Source organism: Acidimicrobiales bacterium (assembly GCA_041394265.1).
GTDB lineage: Bacteria > Actinomycetota > Acidimicrobiia > Acidimicrobiales > SZUA-35 > JBBQUN01.
The window spans coordinates 1,083,028-1,098,858 of the sequence record JAWKIO010000005.1 but is presented as its reverse complement, the minus strand read 5'-3'; the positions used below and the strand labels follow the sequence as shown (position 1 = coordinate 1,098,858).

Sequence of the window (15,831 nt, the reverse complement as noted above, 5' to 3'; positions counted from 1 at the left end):
ATCGGCGACCGACGTTTGCATCAGGAGCGGACGATGTGCGCCTTGATCATCGAGCTGTCGTCGTTGGTCCAGCCCTTGGTGGCGGCGTACGCCAGCATCTTCGCGAACCCGTCTTCCCAGTCGGCGGTGGCGTGATCGCCGGCCAGACGGCGGACGGCATCGACCGCGATCCAGACGTGGTCGTCGCCGGCGGCCGAGCCGACCGAGCCGAGCGCCGTGGCAATCGAGGCCTCGTCGGCGTCGATGGGATCGGCGAGGAGGTCGAAGCCCGTGAAGGCGGCGGGTCCGAGGAGGGTGACGTGGTTGTCGGCGAGGTTGACGGTGATACGCATGTTCGTCTGGCCTTTCAGCTCTCGAGGCTGCGCCGCCGCAGCCGCTGCATGCCGCCGAGCCAGCGGTCGATGTCGTCGCCCTTGCGTCGTACGTAGTCCTCGACCTCGGGGTGGGGGAGCACGTAGAACCGTTCGGTCCGGAGCGTGTCGACGACGGTCTGCGCCAGTTCGTCGGCCTCGATGATGCCGTCGGTCTGCCCGTCGCCCAGGCTCTTCGGCGCCATGGCGGTGTTGACGCCCTGGGGGCACAGTACCGACACCCGAATGCCGTCGTCGCCGTGGGTGATGGCGAGGAACTCGGCGAGCTTCACCGCGGCCGCCTTGGTGACCGAGTAGGGACCTGAGCCGAGGGCGGCCAGGAGTCCGGCAGCCGAGGCGGTGTTGAGCAGGTAGCCCGAGCCTCGGGCGATCATCGACGGCAGGACGGCTCGTGCGGCGTAGAGATGCGCCATCACGTGGAGCTCCCATTGCTTCTGCCACACGTCGTTGCCGGCGTCGGTGAGGACGCCCTCGCCGCCCGCTCCAGCGTTGGAGCAGAAGAGGTCGATCGGGCCGTGTCGATCGATGGTCCACTCGACGAGGTCGATGATGTCCTGCTCGTTCGTGACGTCGCAGGCCCGACCATCACAGCCGAGTTCGTTGGCGGCCGCCTGGACCGCGTCGGCATGGAGGTCGGCGAGTACCACCGCTCGAGCGCCTTCGGCGAGGAAGGCCTTGGCCATCGCCCTACCGATCCCGCCGCTTCCACCGGTGATGACCACTACCGCGTCGTTGAGCTCCATGGGACCGAGACGTTAGACCGCCGACGGTGATCCGCCCAGCTGGTCAGTCTGCCGTCCGGTGGGCAGGGCCGCTGATCAACGCAGGTCAGAAATCATCAACACTGGCCGAATCGCATGACAGGATCACCGCCGGTGGAGGACACTGATCCCAAGAACTCATGATCGGAGGTCGGCTGATGTCGCCCGACGACGGCACACACGACAGCGGCACAGGAGGCGTCGACCGAGGGCGCGCTGGCCACCGAGTGTCGCGATTGCCGCTGGCGATCATGGCCGCGGTCATCGCCGTGGCAGCACTCGTGACGCTCGCCCTGAGCCAGAATCGGTCGCCAACGCAGTACGACGACGGCACGCCGGCGGCAGCACTCCAGCACTACATCGCCGCCGGCCTCGATGGCGACGAGGGAGCGATGCTCGACCTCCTCGCGGAGGACAAGCGAGCGGCGTGCATCGCCGACTTCCGCGACGATGTCTACGGGAACGACTGGCGAGCCGACGATGTCCGGACCGAACTCGACGACATGGTCGTCGAAGGCGATATCGCCCGGGCAACGGTGCTGTTCCGCGAGGGAGGCAACAGCGGCCTGTTCGATGACACCTCCTGGGACTACGACCGGCGCTTCACCCTCGTGCTGGTCGACGGTCACTGGCTCATCGATCGGGCCGGCTGGCCGTACCCGTTCGAAGATTGCACGAGATAGGAGCGTCCGATGGGAGCAATGTTCGGAGGCCTGCTACCCCTTCTCATTCTCGGTGGCCTCGCCTTCGCGATCGCGAACGGCCTACGGTCGGCGAACGACGATCCGTCCGATCCGATCGAGCCCGCCGAGGCGGCCAAGTCGTTCGCCCTGCATCTCGGTCTGTTCGTTGCGTTCGTTGCTGTGAGTGTCGGCCTGATCGATCTGCTCCAGGCGGCGATCGACCGGCCGGAGCGCCTTGCCGGCACCAGTTCGGATCTCGCTCGTGGTCTGTCGCTGCTCATCGTCGCCGGCCCTGCATTCGCCCTCTTGTTCCGCGCCGTCGATCGCCGTTGCCGGGAGCGGGTTGAGTCTGGTGACCAGCGACCGACCCGAGGCTGGTCGGTGTACCTGGTCGCTGCACTGTCGACCTCGCTGATCGCCACGCTGGTGTCGGTGGCGCAGGTCGCCGACGCTGCGACGTCGTCGACCAAGGAGGTGAATCGTTCCGAGGTCGCCCAGCTGATCGTGTGGTTCGCCGTGTGGCTGGCGCACTGGTTCGCACTGCGGCCCCGGCTGCGACTCCGGGGTGACGCCCACCTCGCCATCGCAACCGTGGTCGGGCTCGGCTGGTTCCTGTCCGGTGTGGGTGCCGTGCTGTTCCGGGTGCTCGAGCAGGGCTACGACGCCGCGTTCGGGGAATCGCTCGACTCGTCGGCGAACGTCGCACTCTGGCTGATCGTCGCCGCCGCCGGCGCGGTGGTCTGGCTGTGGCACTGGTGGAGCGTCTTCGACGCGCCGGCACCGGGTTCGTCGGTCGAGGGCGAGCGGCGAGCCTCGCCGCTGTGGTTCTTCACGGTCGTGGTCGCCGGTGTCCTCCCTGGCCTGGTGGCCCTGATCGTCTCGGTGGCGATCGTCGTCAGCCTCGTTGCCATCTGGTTCCTGGGCACGGTCGACGAAACGGCAGGCGAGTACTTCATGCCGCTCCCGGGCCTGATTTCGGTCCTCTTCCTTGGTTTCGTGACGTGGGCCTATCACCGCTGGGTGCTCGAGCGTCACGGACACCCGAACGAGCTCGAGGTCGTGCGGAACGAGTCGATCCGGTTTCACGACTACGTGGTCGTGGCCGCCGGGCTGGTCGCGGTCGTGAGTGCGGCGGCCGCATTGATCGCGCTGATGATCGACACCATCGCGGGTCGGTCGTCGTTCGCCGACTCGAACCGCACCGACAACACCTTGATCGTCATCCTCACCGTGCTCGCCACCGGTGCCGTTGTCTGGTGGCACTATTGGCACCTCATCGAAGCCGAGCGCGACGCCGATCCGGAGGAGGAGAGCGAGTCGTTCTGGCGCAAGCTCTACCTGATCGCCAGCTTCGGCATCGGCGGTCTCGTACTCGGCGGTTCGCTCACCTGGGTGCTGTTCGCCTTCCTGCGAGACCTGTTCGATGCCGGGCTGAGCCGGTCGACCATCGAGGACCTGGCCGACCCGATCGGGTGGGCCGTCGCCGTTGTGGGCGGGGTCTGGTACCACTTCGGTGTCTGGCAGGCCGACCGTGCGGTCCTCGAAGCGAGACAGCCGCCGCCTCCGACCGCTCCACCGGTCAGCCAGGCCGCAGTCGCTCCGGGGGCAGCGCCGCCGCCTGCCGCGGGACCGGTTGGGCTCTGGTCACGCCCGGCGACGGCCGCCGATGCCGGCGAGCTCTACACCCTGCAGCTAGCCGAGCGTGGCGCGCGTGAGGTCGTCACCGGGCCGGTCGAGACGATCGACGAGCTGGAGGCCCGACTGGCGACGTCGCAGACCACGGTGATCGGCGACGGCCATCGCATCGTCGGCTTCGTGACTCGCCCGCTCGGCGAGGACCATGGCACCACTGGCGACAATGGCTCCACCGGCGACACCGCCGCGATCCAAGCGGTGGTGGCACCAGATCGCAACACTGCCGAAATCCGGGCCTTGCTAGCGTCGATGGCGTCGCCGGGGGACCGCACCTCATAGACCAGGCGGCACAACCGACTGCTACCACTGTGAATCGTCGTGTCTCCAAGTACCGCACGCAGCTGAATCCGGGTCCACCGACCACGGTCGTGCTGTTCGGCGCCACCGGCGACCTGTCACGGCGCAAGCTGCTCCCCGGTCTGTTCCACCTCCTTCGTTCTGGCCTTCTTCCTCACGTGCGGATCGTTGGCACCTCGCTCGACGACCACACGCGGGAGTCGTTCGTCGAGTTCGCCCGAGCTGCGCTCGACGGCCGAGAGGGAACCGTCGAACCCGAGGAGTGGGACAACTTCGCCAAGCGACTCTTCTGGGCGCCGGGTGGCACCGCCGACGCGCTACGAGCGGCGATCGAGGAGGCCGAGGCCGAACTCGACGGTCCACAGCAGCGACTGCACTATCTGTCGGTCCCGCCCAAGGGGGCGATCGCCGTGATCCACACGCTGCGCGACGCCGGTCTCGTCGAGAACTCGCGGGTCATCATGGAGAAGCCCTTCGGCACCGACCTCGCCAGCGCCAAGGCGCTGAACGAGACCGTGCACGAGGTCTTCGACGAGGAGCAGGTCTTCCGCATCGACCACTTCCTCGGCAAGGAGGCGGCGCTCAACATCTTGGCGTTCCGCTTTGCCAACGGTCTGTTCGAACCGATCTGGCACCGCAACATGATCGATCACATCCAGATCGACATCCCCGAGGCCTTGGGACTCGAGCAGCGGGCCAACTTCTACGAGTCGACCGGCGCCTACCGGGACATGGTGGTCACCCATCTGTTCCAGGTGATGGCGTTCACCGCGATGGAGGCGCCGACGTCGCTCGACTCACGGGCCATCACCGAGGAGAAGAACAAGGTCTTCCGGTCGATGTTGCCGATCGGCCCCGATGACGTCGTGCGCGGCCAGTACATCGGCTATCGGGACGAGGAGGGCGTCCACCCCGAGTCCGAGACCGAGACCTTCATCGCGCTCCGGTGCTACATCGACAACTGGCGCTGGGCCGGCGTGCCGTTCTACCTGCGGACCGGCAAGAACATGGCCGAGGGCCAGCGCATCATCTCGATCGCGTTCAAGGAACCGCCGAAGTCGATGTTCCCGAAGAACTCCGGGGTCGGCCAGCTCGGGCCGGACCACCTGACGTTTGATCTGGCCGACGAGTCCAAGCTCTCGCTGTCGTTCTACGGCAAGCGGCCCGGGCCTGGCTTCCGGCTCGACAAGATGTCGATGCAGTTCTCGGTCGAGGACACCGACACGTCCAACGATGTGCTCGAGGCGTACGAGCGCCTGATCCTCGACGCCGTGGGTGGCGACCGCACTCTGTTCACGACCTCCGAAGGCGTGGAGCGGTTGTGGGAGGTCTCCGAGGATCTGCTGTCGAACCCACCGCCGGTGCGCCCCTATGCCAAGGGCACGTGGGGGCCGAACCAGATCCACCAGCTGATCGCGCCGAACTCGTGGCGACTCCCTTTCGAGCGGGCCTGGCGAACCAAGTAACCCGGACGATCGGCTCGTCAGAGCCTGGTGTTGAACAACATCCCGATCGAGGACTGCACGCCGTTCTGGGCCAGGAGCTGGCTGAGTGAGCCGTCGTCGATCGACTGCCTGACGGTGGCGGTGTCCACGGCCATCGTGGTCGCCAGATCCTCGATCCTGCGGGCGGCGTCTCGGCCGGGTGGTGCGCCAACGGGCAGACCACCCGTCGAGCTCGCGCCGGTTGGCCGGTTGGATCCGCCCAAGAGCGACGAGAGACCGACGCCGAGAGCGCTACCGATGCCGGGGCGAGCAGCAACGGTGGGGGCTGCGTCGCTCGGGAGACCGAGCGGCGCGCTTTCGGCCGGCTCGACGCCCGCCGATTCGGCGCGCTCCTGGAGCGCTTCGCCGCCACCGTCGAGGCGCGAGCGGAGATCCGCCGGGTCGACGTTGGTCACGTCGGGGACCGGTCGGGTCGTTGCTCGGTCGGCGGTGTGGGTCCGCGCCGGTGCGAGGGCGGCAACACTGGAGACGCTGTTGACGGAGTACATCGGGTCCTCCCGAGATCGGTGTCACTCCTGCCATCGGCGTCCTCGGCGCCACGCTTGAACAAGCTTGACCAAGTCATGATGATCGACGGCTCACGTGATGCAAGTCGACCACGACCACTAGGGTCGGCCGCGAGCCGACCGAGGAGTGCGCGTGGCAACGTGGCAATTGGCAGCGAAGGCCCGGAACGACTTCGCCGATCTCGTCGAGGGTCTGACACCGGATCAGTGGGACCATCCGTCGTACTGTGACGAGTGGACCGCGCGCGGCGTGCTCTCGCACCTCACGAGCTTTGTGGAAACCGGCGTCGTCGGGTTCATGGCCACGATGATCAAGCAGCGCTTCGACTTCAATCGGGTGTCGGTGGCCATGGCGACGCAACAGCTGGCCCGTCCGGTGGGCGACGTGATCCTCGCGTTGCGGACCAAGGCCACGAAGTCGGCGGCCATGCCGATGTTTCGCGAGGAGATGACGGTGACCGACGTCGCCATCCACACCCAAGATGTTCGTCGACCTCTGGGTCTCACCGGTGAGCTCGACCCCGCCGTCCTGTCGACCGCGCTCGAGTTCCTGACGACCCACAAGATGGCGACCATGCTGGTCGACCGCAAGCCGCTCGACGGGGTTCGACTCGTCGCCACCGATCGGGACTGGTCGTTCGGTGACGGTGCTGAGGTTGCCGGCACGGGTGAAGCGCTCATGATGGCGATGGCGGGGCGTCCGGTGCTCGACGAACTGAGCGGTCCCGGCGTCGACCGGTGGCGATGATGGCGAACGACGCGCCGGGGAGCTCGCTTTACCGTCTGGTCGCCGAGTACGGCGGCTTCGAGCACCATCGCACGGGCACCGAGCACGAACGCGAGACGCAGGCGTGGCTGGGCGACCATTTGACCGATCGCGGTGCCGTCGTCCGGACCGCCACCTACGACTTCGACCAGTTCGTCGTGGCGGAGCACCACGTCACCCTCGACGGGGAGGCCGTCGAGGCAATGCCGCTGTGGTACGCCGGTGCGGGGCACCACGACACCAGCGACGTCGATCGCATCGTGTGGCCCTTCGCCGGCGGCAACCACGGCACCGACGACGCATGGGCGTCGCTGATCGGCACACGACCAACCGTCGCTGCTACCGCCGGCCTCGACGGCAAGCTCGGCGTGCCCAATCGTGCGCCTCGCTTCACCCTCGATCAGCCGGTCTCGCTGATTGCCGGCTCCTTCGCCGAACAGCTGCTCGAGGCTGACGTTCGAGTCGTCGCCGACTTCCATCGCACGACGGGCGAGTCCGTCAACGTCTTCGGACGGTTCGGCGGCGAATCGGCTTCGCCTCTCGTCATCACGACGCCGATGACCGGTTGGTTCGCCTGTGCCGGCGAGCGAGGCACGGGGATTGCGATCGCGATCGAGTTGGCCACCCGGCTCGGCGGCGAGCGACCGGTGCTCTTCGTCGGCACGACCGGCCACGAGATCGGCTATCTCGGGGTGGACCGACTCGTCAACGAGGCAGGATTCGGTACGCCGGCCGCGATCGTGCACATCGGAGCGAGCACGGCCGCCGGCGTCGTGCTCGACGGCGAGGGCACGCTCTCGCCCACCCGCCTGGCCCTGTCGTCGCTCCCCGCAGCCGACGGTCGCGCCGTCGTCGACGCGGCTGCCGACGGCGGCCTGAACGTGCTCGAGAATCCGCCCGATTGGTTCGGTGAGGGTGAGATGCTCAAGCGGCTCGACGTGCCGTTGTTGTCATTCGTCGGAACCTTTCCCGACTTCCACACCCCGCTCGACGTCGTCGAACGGGTGACCACGCCGTCAATGCTCGCCGATGCTTCGGCCACGGTGGAGCACACCGTGCGGGCGTTTCTCGACGCCGCAGGGTGAGGGCTACGACGTCGTTGTGGCTGGGTCGGTGAATCGTCCGGCGACACGCGACATGATCGCGGCACCGACCAGCATGCTCGAGCCCGCAACCGTCCAGCCGAGCTGATAGCCGGAACGCTCCACCAGCTGCCCCATCACGATGGGGCCGGTGACGACACCCAGGTAGACCCCGGTCTGTGTGATGCCGGTCGCCAGTGCTGCCGCTGCCGCGTTGGTGCGCACGATGGCGAAGTTGAACAGCGCCGGCCATGACCAACCGGCGCCGAACGCAACGAGCGCACCGACGGCGTGCGTCCACTCGAGCCGTGGTGCCAACGTGAGGGCGCCGAGCGCGCCGAGCGCCAAGAACTGGGCGGCGGTCATCATCGGTAGGCGCCGACTGCGGTCGGCCTGCCAGCCGAGTACGAGTCGAGCGCTGATCCCACTGATCGAGCCGACGCTGAGCAGGAGGCCGGCGGCGCCCGACGACCATCCGGCGTCGGTGGCCGAACTGGTCAGCCACGAACCGAGTGTGCCGGCCGCCGCCGCAGAGAAGTAGGCGGCCACGGCGGCGATCAGCAGGGTCGACCGTGTGCTCGGCGTGGGACGCGGCCCGAGCGACGTGGTGCGCTCGTCACCGTGAGCTGCTCGCCGGGCTCGCTGGACATCAGGGCCGTCGACTGGAGCGAACCGAAGCACGAAACCGAGCGCAACGATGGCGAGCAGCGACGCTGCTGCGTAGGCCCACGGCCAGCCCACGGTCAGCGCAATGGCAGGCACGGCGAGGCCGCCGAGCAAGGTGGCGCCCGGCATGCCCGACTGCTTGATCGCCATGGCGAAGCCCAGCCGACCGGGTTCGATCGACTGACTCAGGAGTTTGTTCGCTGCGGTCTGACCACCTGAGTTGGCAATGCCGGCGACGAAAAGTGCGACCAAGAGCACCGCTCCCGATCGAATGGTCCCGGCGATGAGCGCGGTCATGGCGGCGGTGGTCAACAAGCTGACCGTGATCATGCGTCGGGCGCCGTGCTGTTCGCCGAGTCGGCCGAGGGCCACCGAGCCGAGCGCCGACCCGATGAAGAAGCTGCCGATGACCAGGCCGAAGAAGCCCTCGCTGATCCCGATCGACGACCGGAGTTCGGGGCCGAGCGCGCCGGCGAGGAACGCTGGGTAGACGCTCGACACGGTGGTCAGGATCGAAACCAGCATGACGATGCCCTGCGGTGTCGTCGCGGTCGACGACGACGTCTGCATCGAGGGTGCCGTCAAGCGAGACCGGCCCCGTCGAACGCGAACTGCCCGCCGACCATCGTGGCGAGGACGCCGATGTCGGCGATGCCGTCGGGGTCGATGGTGGTGAGGTCGGCGTCGAGGACCGCCAGATCGGCGAGCATGCCCGGCGCAATCGTGCCCTTGATGCGCTCATCGAAGGCGGCGTAGGCCGACCCATAGGTGTAGGCGCGCAATGCGTCCTCGGGGGTGAGCGCCTCCTGCGGATTGAAGTCGGCGCCCGCTGCCGTCTTCTGGTTGACCAGATCGTGGATACCCAGCAGGGGAGCGCCGTGCACGACCGGGCGGTCGGAACTGCCCGGGAGCACGACACCCGCATCGAGGAAGCTCCGTTGGCGGTAGCAGTCGGGGTGGCGAGCGCCGACCGCCCGGAGCATGCCGTCGCCGATCTCGGAGATGAACCGACCCTGAGGCACCGGGATCACGCCGAGTTCGGCAATGCGGACGACGTCGACAGCCCGGGTCATGGCGCAGTGCTCGATGCGGTGTCGGGCATCGGGCCGGGGACGCTGGCGCTGCGCCTCGGCGTAGGCATCGAGCACCGAGGCGACCGCTCGGTCACCGATGGCGTGCGTGGCGACCTGCCAGCCACTGATGTGGGCCTTGATGATCAGTGCGTGCAGCGTCTCCTCGGGCATCTGGAGGTACCCGCTGTTGCCCGGCTCGCCCTCGAAATCCTCGAACATGGCGGCGGTCCGCCCGATCAACGAGCCGTCGGCGAAGATCTTGGTCGGCCCGAACTTGAGCCACACATCGCCAAAGCCCGAGTGCAGTCCGAGGTCGAGCGCGAACGGCTCGTCGTCGTCGGGGTGATGGGCCCCGGTGTGCAGGTTCTCGATCGAAGGCATCAGCGTGACTCGCACGCCGAGCGCTCCCGTGGCTCGAGCCCGTTGATACGCCGCGAGCTCCATCGGCTCCTGGGTGCCGAGGATCCCGCCGACACCGGCCTCCTGGCAGGAGGTGATGCCCTGTGACAGGTAGACGTCGGACGCTGCGCCGAGGTTCGAGACGATGTCGGCGACGGCCATCGGGTGGAGGATCGTGCGGACCAGGCCCTGCGCCCGTTCCTCGAGGAGGCCGTTCGGTCGCCCCTCGGCGTCGACGGCCACCACACCACCCTCGGGCACGGCGACCTCGCCAACCCGAGCGAGGCGCATCGCAGCACTGTTGACGACGCAGAAGTGACCAGAGGTGTGATTCAGCAGGACGGGATTGTCGGGACTCACGCGGTCGAGTTCGTCGCGTGTCGGATGGCGCCGTTCGGCGAGCTTGTTGTCGTCGTAGCCGGCGCCGACCACCCAGACCCCCGGCGCTGTGGTGGCAACACGTTCGGCGATGGCGGCGACGATCTCTTCGACCGAGCGCACCACCGTCGGCTGGATCGGGACCTCGTTCAGGGTCTTGCCGAACGCCTGCATGTGGTTGTGGGCGTCATTGAACCCTGGCACGACCGTTCGCCCGTCGAGGTCGATCGTCCGCTCGGCCTCGGTGCGACCGACCTCATCGCCACCGACGACCATGATGCGATCGCCGATGATGCCGATGGTGGTCGCTCGGGGTCGCGTCGGGTCGACGGTGATGACATTGGCGTTCTTGATGACGAGATCGAATCGCATGCTCGTTGCTTAGCAGTTGTCAGCTACGACAGCGATGGCATCGGCGCGATCGGTCAGGGCAAGCGGTAGATCCGCTTCGCGGTGCCCCGGAACATGGCGTCCTGGTCGGCCTCGCTGTACTCGGCGGCGATCTTCTTGGCTGCATTCCAGAAGTTCCGGTACGAGATCGAGAAGCGGTCGACCGGAAAATTGCTCTCGAACATGCACCGGGCGGGTCCGAAACACTCGATGGTGTGCTGGTAGTAGCGGGCCTGCGCCTCGACCAGTTCGTCAGATGACGGTGGCCGGTCGCGATCGTGCCAGCCGAAGCCGTTGTCGGGCATCGCCAGCCCACCCAGCTTCGCCACCACGTTCGGCTGTTCGGCGATCGCGGCGATGTCGTCCTTCCAGGCGGCGAAGATCTCTTCGCGCTTGCCCTCGAATCGTCCGACGCCGAGCGGGGTGCCGAAGTGGTCGAGCACCATCGTGGTGGTCGGCACCGCTGTGGCGAGCCGGGCGAAGTCGGAATTCTGGTGGTGGTAGTGCCAGGTGTCGTAGGTGAGTCCACGCTCACCGAGGCGGGCCACACCCGCCCGGAAGTCGGGATCGTCGTACAGACCGGCTGGAGCTCGGCCGGCGATCCGCAGTTTCTCCGGCTCCGGATCGCTGGCGCCCGCGTGGCGGATGCCCTTGAACAACTCGCCTCCGGCCTCGGCGTGGGCGTCGAGCACCTCGTCGAGCTGATCCCCCAGGCGAAGATCGGCGTTGGCCACGATGCCGACGATCGGTGACTGGCCGGTGCGGCGTCGACTCTCTGCTGCATTCTCGGCGACGAACTCGGTCTCGCCGACCGATCGCAGGTGCTCGGGGCCATCGCTGCGGTACGACGCTCGACACTCGATGAACACGGTCGCCTCGATGTGGTGGCCGTCGCCGGTGTCGGCGTGGAGGTCATCGAGGCTGTAGGGGAGTGAGCCGTCGGGCGGCCAGAGATGGTGGTGAGGGTCGACGATCGCCCGGTCGGTGTCGACGACGTCTTCCACTGCCAGGGCGAACCATTCGGGGGAGCCGGGAGGAGGAGCGTCAGCAGGAGCCATGCGGCTCATCCTGCTTGGCGCCCACCCATGCGGCAAACCGAGTCGATCGTGTGCAACACGGTGTCGGTGCACCCCAGGTCGTCGAGCATCGATCGGACCTCAGTGGCGTAGACCGGGTTCATCAAGATCACATGGTCGGGCGGATCGGCTGAAAGCGCGTCGGGTGACAGCACGCCGAGGCCGGTCGGTGGCAGGTGGAAACCGTGCCGTCGCGTGTTCATGTCGACGGCCGAACGGATCGGGACATCCGGGCCGAGCGACGTGAGCAGCCCCACGGTCTTGGCGGCGCCCTGCCAGATCACGACTCCGCCTGGCCCGGCACCGTGGTCGATCATCTGCTCCCGGGCGGTCGTCACGGCCTCGGCGGCGCGTGTGCCGAAGCGGACGGCGTCGCCGATCCACGCAAAGGGGTCGGCGATCGATCCGCTCGCGTCGGGCTCGCCGGCGGCGTCTGCTGCCACGGTGGTCGGCGCGCAGCTGGCGTCGAGCAGCAGGTATTGGGCTCCGTAGGCGACCTCACGCTGATCCACCCGGAGCCCGGCCTGCTCGAACGCAACCGACAGGGAGTCGAGCGTGAAGTAGTTGCAGTGCTCGTAGTAGATGTCCCAGAACGCACCCTCATCGACGATGCGCTCGGTTGCCGGCGCCTCGAACAGCACCGGCGCACCGCCGTTGTGCCGCGACCATGCGGCGACGCTGCGCAAGAATCCGGCGACGTCGGGCACGTGCTCGATCGTGTGACGACACACCAGCGCAGCGGCGGGCTCGAGCGTGTGCGGTGCCGCGAAGTCGGTGGCGTCCACCGTGACCCGATCCGCAAACTCGGCTGGGATGTCGGCGGGTTGCGCCAGCGGGTCGATGCCGTGGACCATGCCGACGCCGGCGGCGAGGAGTGCGAACATGAAATCGCCCTGTCCGCATCCGACCTCGATGACTCGTTTGCCGTGGAGTCCGTGGCGCTCCACCCACTCCTTTGCGAGCGTCTCGGTGTAGGAACCGAAGTGCGCGGACGATGCCTGGCTCGATTCGTAGCGGGCACCGGCCAGCGCCTTGTCGAGGTCGAAGTCGCGGTTGAACAACAGGCCGCACCGCAGACAGCCGACCAGGTGAATGGTTCCTGTCGGCGTCTGCCGAGCCGTCGCAGCGTCGCGAAACACGGTGGCGACCATCACCGGCGCATCGGCGACCGTCAGGATGTCGGTGGCCTCGGTGTGACCACACGACGGGCAGGTCGAAGCCAGGGTGGCGCCGGGCGTTGCGGAGGCGGTGAGCATCGGCTCAGCCGTGGGGCTGGAGGTCGCTGGTCCGATCGAGCGGAGCGAAGTCGCTCACCCGCAGGAAGTCCCGAAGCGTCGTGCCGGTCGACTTGCCGTCGAAGTTGACCGGACCGCGACCTTCGACGAGATCGTCGAGGTTCAGCGTTCGCAGGTCGTAGCTGAAGCGGGTGGTGCCCGAGGTGTTCGGTGCGGACGCATGGAGCTGACAGGTCGAGAACATCAAGATGTCGCCGGCGTTCTGGATGATGCGGAGGTCGGTCGATGCCGACACGTCCTCGAGCGGCACCGGATGAGGCCGAGCCTCGACGCCGATGTTCGCGGCAGCAGCGAACCGGGAGTTCGCCACCCACTCGTCGTAGTCCCACTCGTTCGACCGGTTCAGGACCGGCGTGTGGAAATAGTCGAGGTACATCGACATGACGGTGTCCTCGAGCGAGTCGAAGACCGGCACCCAGTAGTTGATGAGCTGGCGGGGGTGGGCATACCAGGTGTCACGGTGAGGCCGGTAGTTGTAGCTGACCCCGCTCGACAGGAACGTGGTTGGCGGAACCACACGGAGGCGAGGCAGGTCGAAATAGGTGCGTTCGGGATCACACCCCATGCCGATGATCAGATCTCGACACAGTTCCTTGGTCATCGGGTCGTTCACGAACCGTGACTTGAGTGGGCTGGTGCGGCGGACGAACTCCTCGACGTCGTAGACCTGGTGGATCTGGCTCAGGTCGAGCACCTCGAACGCATCGGTGGCGAGTCCACGGATCCAGGTGACCAGGGCCGTCGACGTCGCCGGAGCGGAGAACAAGAAGATCGCCCCGTCGTACGCCGACGCCCGCCGGGCGTCATCGTCGAGCGTGCGATTCACGTAGAGAGGGATGGGGTTGGACATGTTCGCCTCCCGCGGCGATTGATGGATGGCGTCAACGTAGAAAGAAACTTCTGTAGAGTCAAGTTTTGACAGTGCAACTTTCACAGGTAAAAGTTCAAGGCATGCGTAGCGCCACCACTACCCTCGAACCGATGGTGTCGACGAGACGACGAGCAGGGCGCAAGAGCCGACGCGATGAAGTCCTCGCTGCTGCGCTCAGCCTCTTCCGCGCCGAGGGCGTGATGAGCGTGAGCCCCACCGACGTGGGCAGAGCCGTCGACATGACGGCCACGGCGATCCGCTACCACTTCCCGACGACCGACGACCTGCTGCTCGCGCTCACCGACGACCTGTTCGACGACCTCGAAGCGGCCATGGCCACCTACCCCGATGATCCCGACTGGCCCGACGGCGTGATTCCGATGGTCACCGACTTCGTCAACGTAGTGCTGGAGCATCGAGACGCCGCCCTGCTGATCCGCCAGGACGGCTACCTGCTCTCGCGCCCCGAGTTCGGGGGACGGCTCCAGGAGATCCTCGGCAAGATCCGGCGGGCGATCACCGGCCCCGACCCCGATATGGCGGCGACCGTCGCCGCCGTGACCGCGGTGGGCGGGATCTGGCGGCCGATCGAGGTGCTCGAACCCGAGCATGTGGCCGACCACATCGATCAGATCGTCTCGGTGATCCTCAGCGGTCATCCTCGCCGCAACTGAGCGGGCGGCGACGGTTGACTACATGGCCAGCACGTGGCGGGCCTGCTTGGCGGTGAGCATCTGCTCGCTGCCGTCGAGGATGCGGAAGGTCTTGGCCACTCGGGTCCAGACCGACTCCTGCAGGTAGGGCACGGCGTACTTCTCGCACAGTTCGGCGAGGCGAGGCTGTGCCGACTGGTACTGCAGCATCGTGAGATCGGGCCACAGGTGGTGTTCGATCTGATAGTTCAGCCACATGTGCAGGTGGTCGTTGATATCGCCGCCCGTGGTGTAGTTGGCGCTGCCGATGATCTGCCGGAGCGCGAACTCGCCGGGTGCGTCGGCCGGTTCTTCGAACCGGTAGAGATCACTGGCCGTGTGACTCGGGGTGATCACGATGAAGCCGTGGATATTCGAGATGATGTCGGCGATCAGCACGTTGAGCGCGACGTTTCGCACGGCTTTGGGGCCGAGCGGGAGGAAGCAGACAGGGACCAGGGCAAAGCGGATCGCGAGGTTCGGCAGGAGCGAACGGCGCCAGGTTTCTCGTCCCCGCTCGGTGCCAGGGTTCAGCATCTCGAGGCTCGTGGGCGCGTCGGCAACCGGGAGCCGCTGACGCTTCTGGCGTTCAACACCGATGGTGGACGGGGCGTAGTAGGCCCACTTCCAGATGCCGGCGAAACCGCCGAGGACGGCCCGCTTCGACCACCGGGGCAGCCGGGCGTTGATGAGTGGCTGGGTGTTGCGCTCCAGCAGATCGGGATCGCCGTCTTCGCCAAGGTGATAGTGGTGGGCGTGGTCGTGCTCGAGGTGCCAGGCCGACGGGGTGATCCAGTCCGCCCAGTCGAGCCAGCGGCGGCGACCGCGAGCGAAGACCTTGCTCGTGTACTTGGCCGGGATGCCAGGGACGCGGTCGTAGCCCTTGTGGCTGATGTGGTGCATCATCAGCCACTGGGTCGTGGTGCCGGCAGCGATCGCGGCCGCCGACACCGGGTTGGGGGCGAGCCACGCCGTCGCATAGCCGAGCGCCGAGGCGATCCGGCCCTTGCGCTCGATCTTCTGCAGGTGGTCGATGTCGCCCGCCCCGGCGGCCCGCCGCAGGTCGGTGCCGATCGCCCGAAGCTCGGCGATGAAGTCGTCGAGGGCCGGGTCGCACAGCTCCGAGGACGACAGCTCGGCATCCTCGAATGCAGCGTCGTGCAGCATCTCCTCGTCGAGCGCAGCCTCGTCGAGTTCGGTCTCGTCGAACGAGCGGTCGGCGAGAGGCGGAACGGACTCGGTGTGCGTCATCATTCAGTTGTAGACGATGTGCGACCAGATGGCGCGTACGCTGTGACGACCACCACAGTGAAAGGGACCTCCGG

General features: G+C 67.2%; 15 protein-coding genes. 6 read left to right on the top strand and 9 right to left on the bottom strand.

Annotation, left to right across the window (positions count from 1 at the left end; genetic code table 11):
* Nucleotides 1-20 precede the first annotated feature (20 nt).
* Together R2733_05265 and R2733_05260 are read right to left on the bottom strand one after the other, a co-directional pair.
* Nucleotides 21-332 (bottom strand): hypothetical protein, encoded by a 312-nt coding sequence (locus R2733_05265; protein MEZ5375903.1) that lies wholly within the window; start codon nucleotides 330-332, stop codon nucleotides 21-23.
* A 14-nt stretch (nucleotides 333-346) separates the two neighbouring features.
* A complete protein-coding gene (locus R2733_05260) occupies nucleotides 347-1,114 on the bottom strand; it encodes an SDR family oxidoreductase (GenBank protein ID MEZ5375902.1) in 768 nt (255 codons plus the stop codon).
* Between the two features lie 176 nt (nucleotides 1,115-1,290).
* On the opposite strand from R2733_05260, the gene R2733_05255 reads away from it, so the two are divergent.
* The 3 genes from R2733_05255 to zwf are packed head-to-tail and all read left to right on the top strand — an operon-like array spanning nucleotide 1,291 to nucleotide 5,273.
* Nucleotides 1,291-1,815, top strand: coding sequence for a hypothetical protein (locus tag R2733_05255; GenBank protein ID MEZ5375901.1), 525 nt, complete (start codon nucleotides 1,291-1,293; stop codon nucleotides 1,813-1,815).
* Between the two features lie 9 nt (nucleotides 1,816-1,824).
* A complete protein-coding gene (locus R2733_05250) occupies nucleotides 1,825-3,789 on the top strand; it encodes a DUF5671 domain-containing protein (protein MEZ5375900.1) in 1,965 nt (654 codons plus the stop codon).
* 29 nt (nucleotides 3,790-3,818) lie between these two features.
* On the top strand, nucleotides 3,819-5,273 hold the full coding sequence (gene zwf, locus R2733_05245) for a glucose-6-phosphate dehydrogenase (GenBank protein MEZ5375899.1): 1,455 nt from the start codon (nucleotides 3,819-3,821) through the stop codon (nucleotides 5,271-5,273).
* Nucleotides 5,274-5,290: 17 nt separating this feature from the next.
* Here zwf and R2733_05240 read toward each other — a convergent pair whose 3' ends face one another.
* Complete coding sequence (locus R2733_05240) at nucleotides 5,291-5,800, bottom strand: hypothetical protein (protein ID MEZ5375898.1); 510 nt, start codon at nucleotides 5,798-5,800, stop codon at nucleotides 5,291-5,293.
* 151 nt (nucleotides 5,801-5,951) lie between these two features.
* Between R2733_05240 and R2733_05235 the strand changes: the two genes are divergently transcribed.
* Nucleotides 5,952-6,566: a maleylpyruvate isomerase family mycothiol-dependent enzyme gene (locus R2733_05235; GenBank protein MEZ5375897.1), complete on the top strand. Its 615-nt coding sequence runs from the start codon at nucleotides 5,952-5,954 to the stop codon at nucleotides 6,564-6,566.
* A complete protein-coding gene (locus R2733_05230; protein MEZ5375896.1) occupies nucleotides 6,563-7,669 on the top strand; it encodes a hypothetical protein in 1,107 nt (368 codons plus the stop codon). The genes R2733_05235 and R2733_05230 overlap by 4 nt, the downstream gene beginning before the upstream one ends.
* A gap of 3 nt (nucleotides 7,670-7,672) precedes the next feature.
* Here the strand turns inward: R2733_05230 and R2733_05225 are convergent, their stop codons facing one another.
* Genes R2733_05225 through R2733_05205 form a run of 5 tightly spaced genes read right to left on the bottom strand, consistent with a single transcriptional unit; the run spans nucleotide 7,673 to nucleotide 13,793 of the window.
* Nucleotides 7,673-8,902 (bottom strand): MFS transporter, encoded by a 1,230-nt coding sequence (locus tag R2733_05225; GenBank protein MEZ5375895.1) that lies wholly within the window; start codon nucleotides 8,900-8,902, stop codon nucleotides 7,673-7,675.
* Between the two features lie 11 nt (nucleotides 8,903-8,913).
* Nucleotides 8,914-10,554 (bottom strand): amidohydrolase, encoded by a 1,641-nt coding sequence (locus tag R2733_05220; protein MEZ5375894.1) that lies wholly within the window; start codon nucleotides 10,552-10,554, stop codon nucleotides 8,914-8,916.
* A gap of 53 nt (nucleotides 10,555-10,607) precedes the next feature.
* Nucleotides 10,608-11,630, bottom strand: coding sequence for an amidohydrolase family protein (locus R2733_05215; GenBank protein ID MEZ5375893.1), 1,023 nt, complete (start codon nucleotides 11,628-11,630; stop codon nucleotides 10,608-10,610).
* 5 nt (nucleotides 11,631-11,635) lie between these two features.
* Entirely contained in the window at nucleotides 11,636-12,904 is a 1,269-nt protein-coding gene (locus tag R2733_05210) for a class I SAM-dependent methyltransferase (protein MEZ5375892.1), read from the bottom strand.
* Between the two features lie 4 nt (nucleotides 12,905-12,908).
* A complete protein-coding gene (locus tag R2733_05205; GenBank protein MEZ5375891.1) occupies nucleotides 12,909-13,793 on the bottom strand; it encodes a hypothetical protein in 885 nt (294 codons plus the stop codon).
* 131 nt (nucleotides 13,794-13,924) lie between these two features.
* On the opposite strand from R2733_05205, the gene R2733_05200 reads away from it, so the two are divergent.
* The gene (locus R2733_05200) at nucleotides 13,925-14,488 is read left to right on the top strand and encodes a TetR family transcriptional regulator (GenBank protein MEZ5375890.1); all 564 of its coding nucleotides are present in this window, start codon (nucleotides 13,925-13,927) and stop codon (nucleotides 14,486-14,488) included.
* Between the two features lie 18 nt (nucleotides 14,489-14,506).
* Here the strand turns inward: R2733_05200 and R2733_05195 are convergent, their stop codons facing one another.
* Complete coding sequence (locus R2733_05195) at nucleotides 14,507-15,757, bottom strand: fatty acid desaturase (protein MEZ5375889.1); 1,251 nt, start codon at nucleotides 15,755-15,757, stop codon at nucleotides 14,507-14,509.
* Nucleotides 15,758-15,831: the final 74 nt, after the last annotated feature.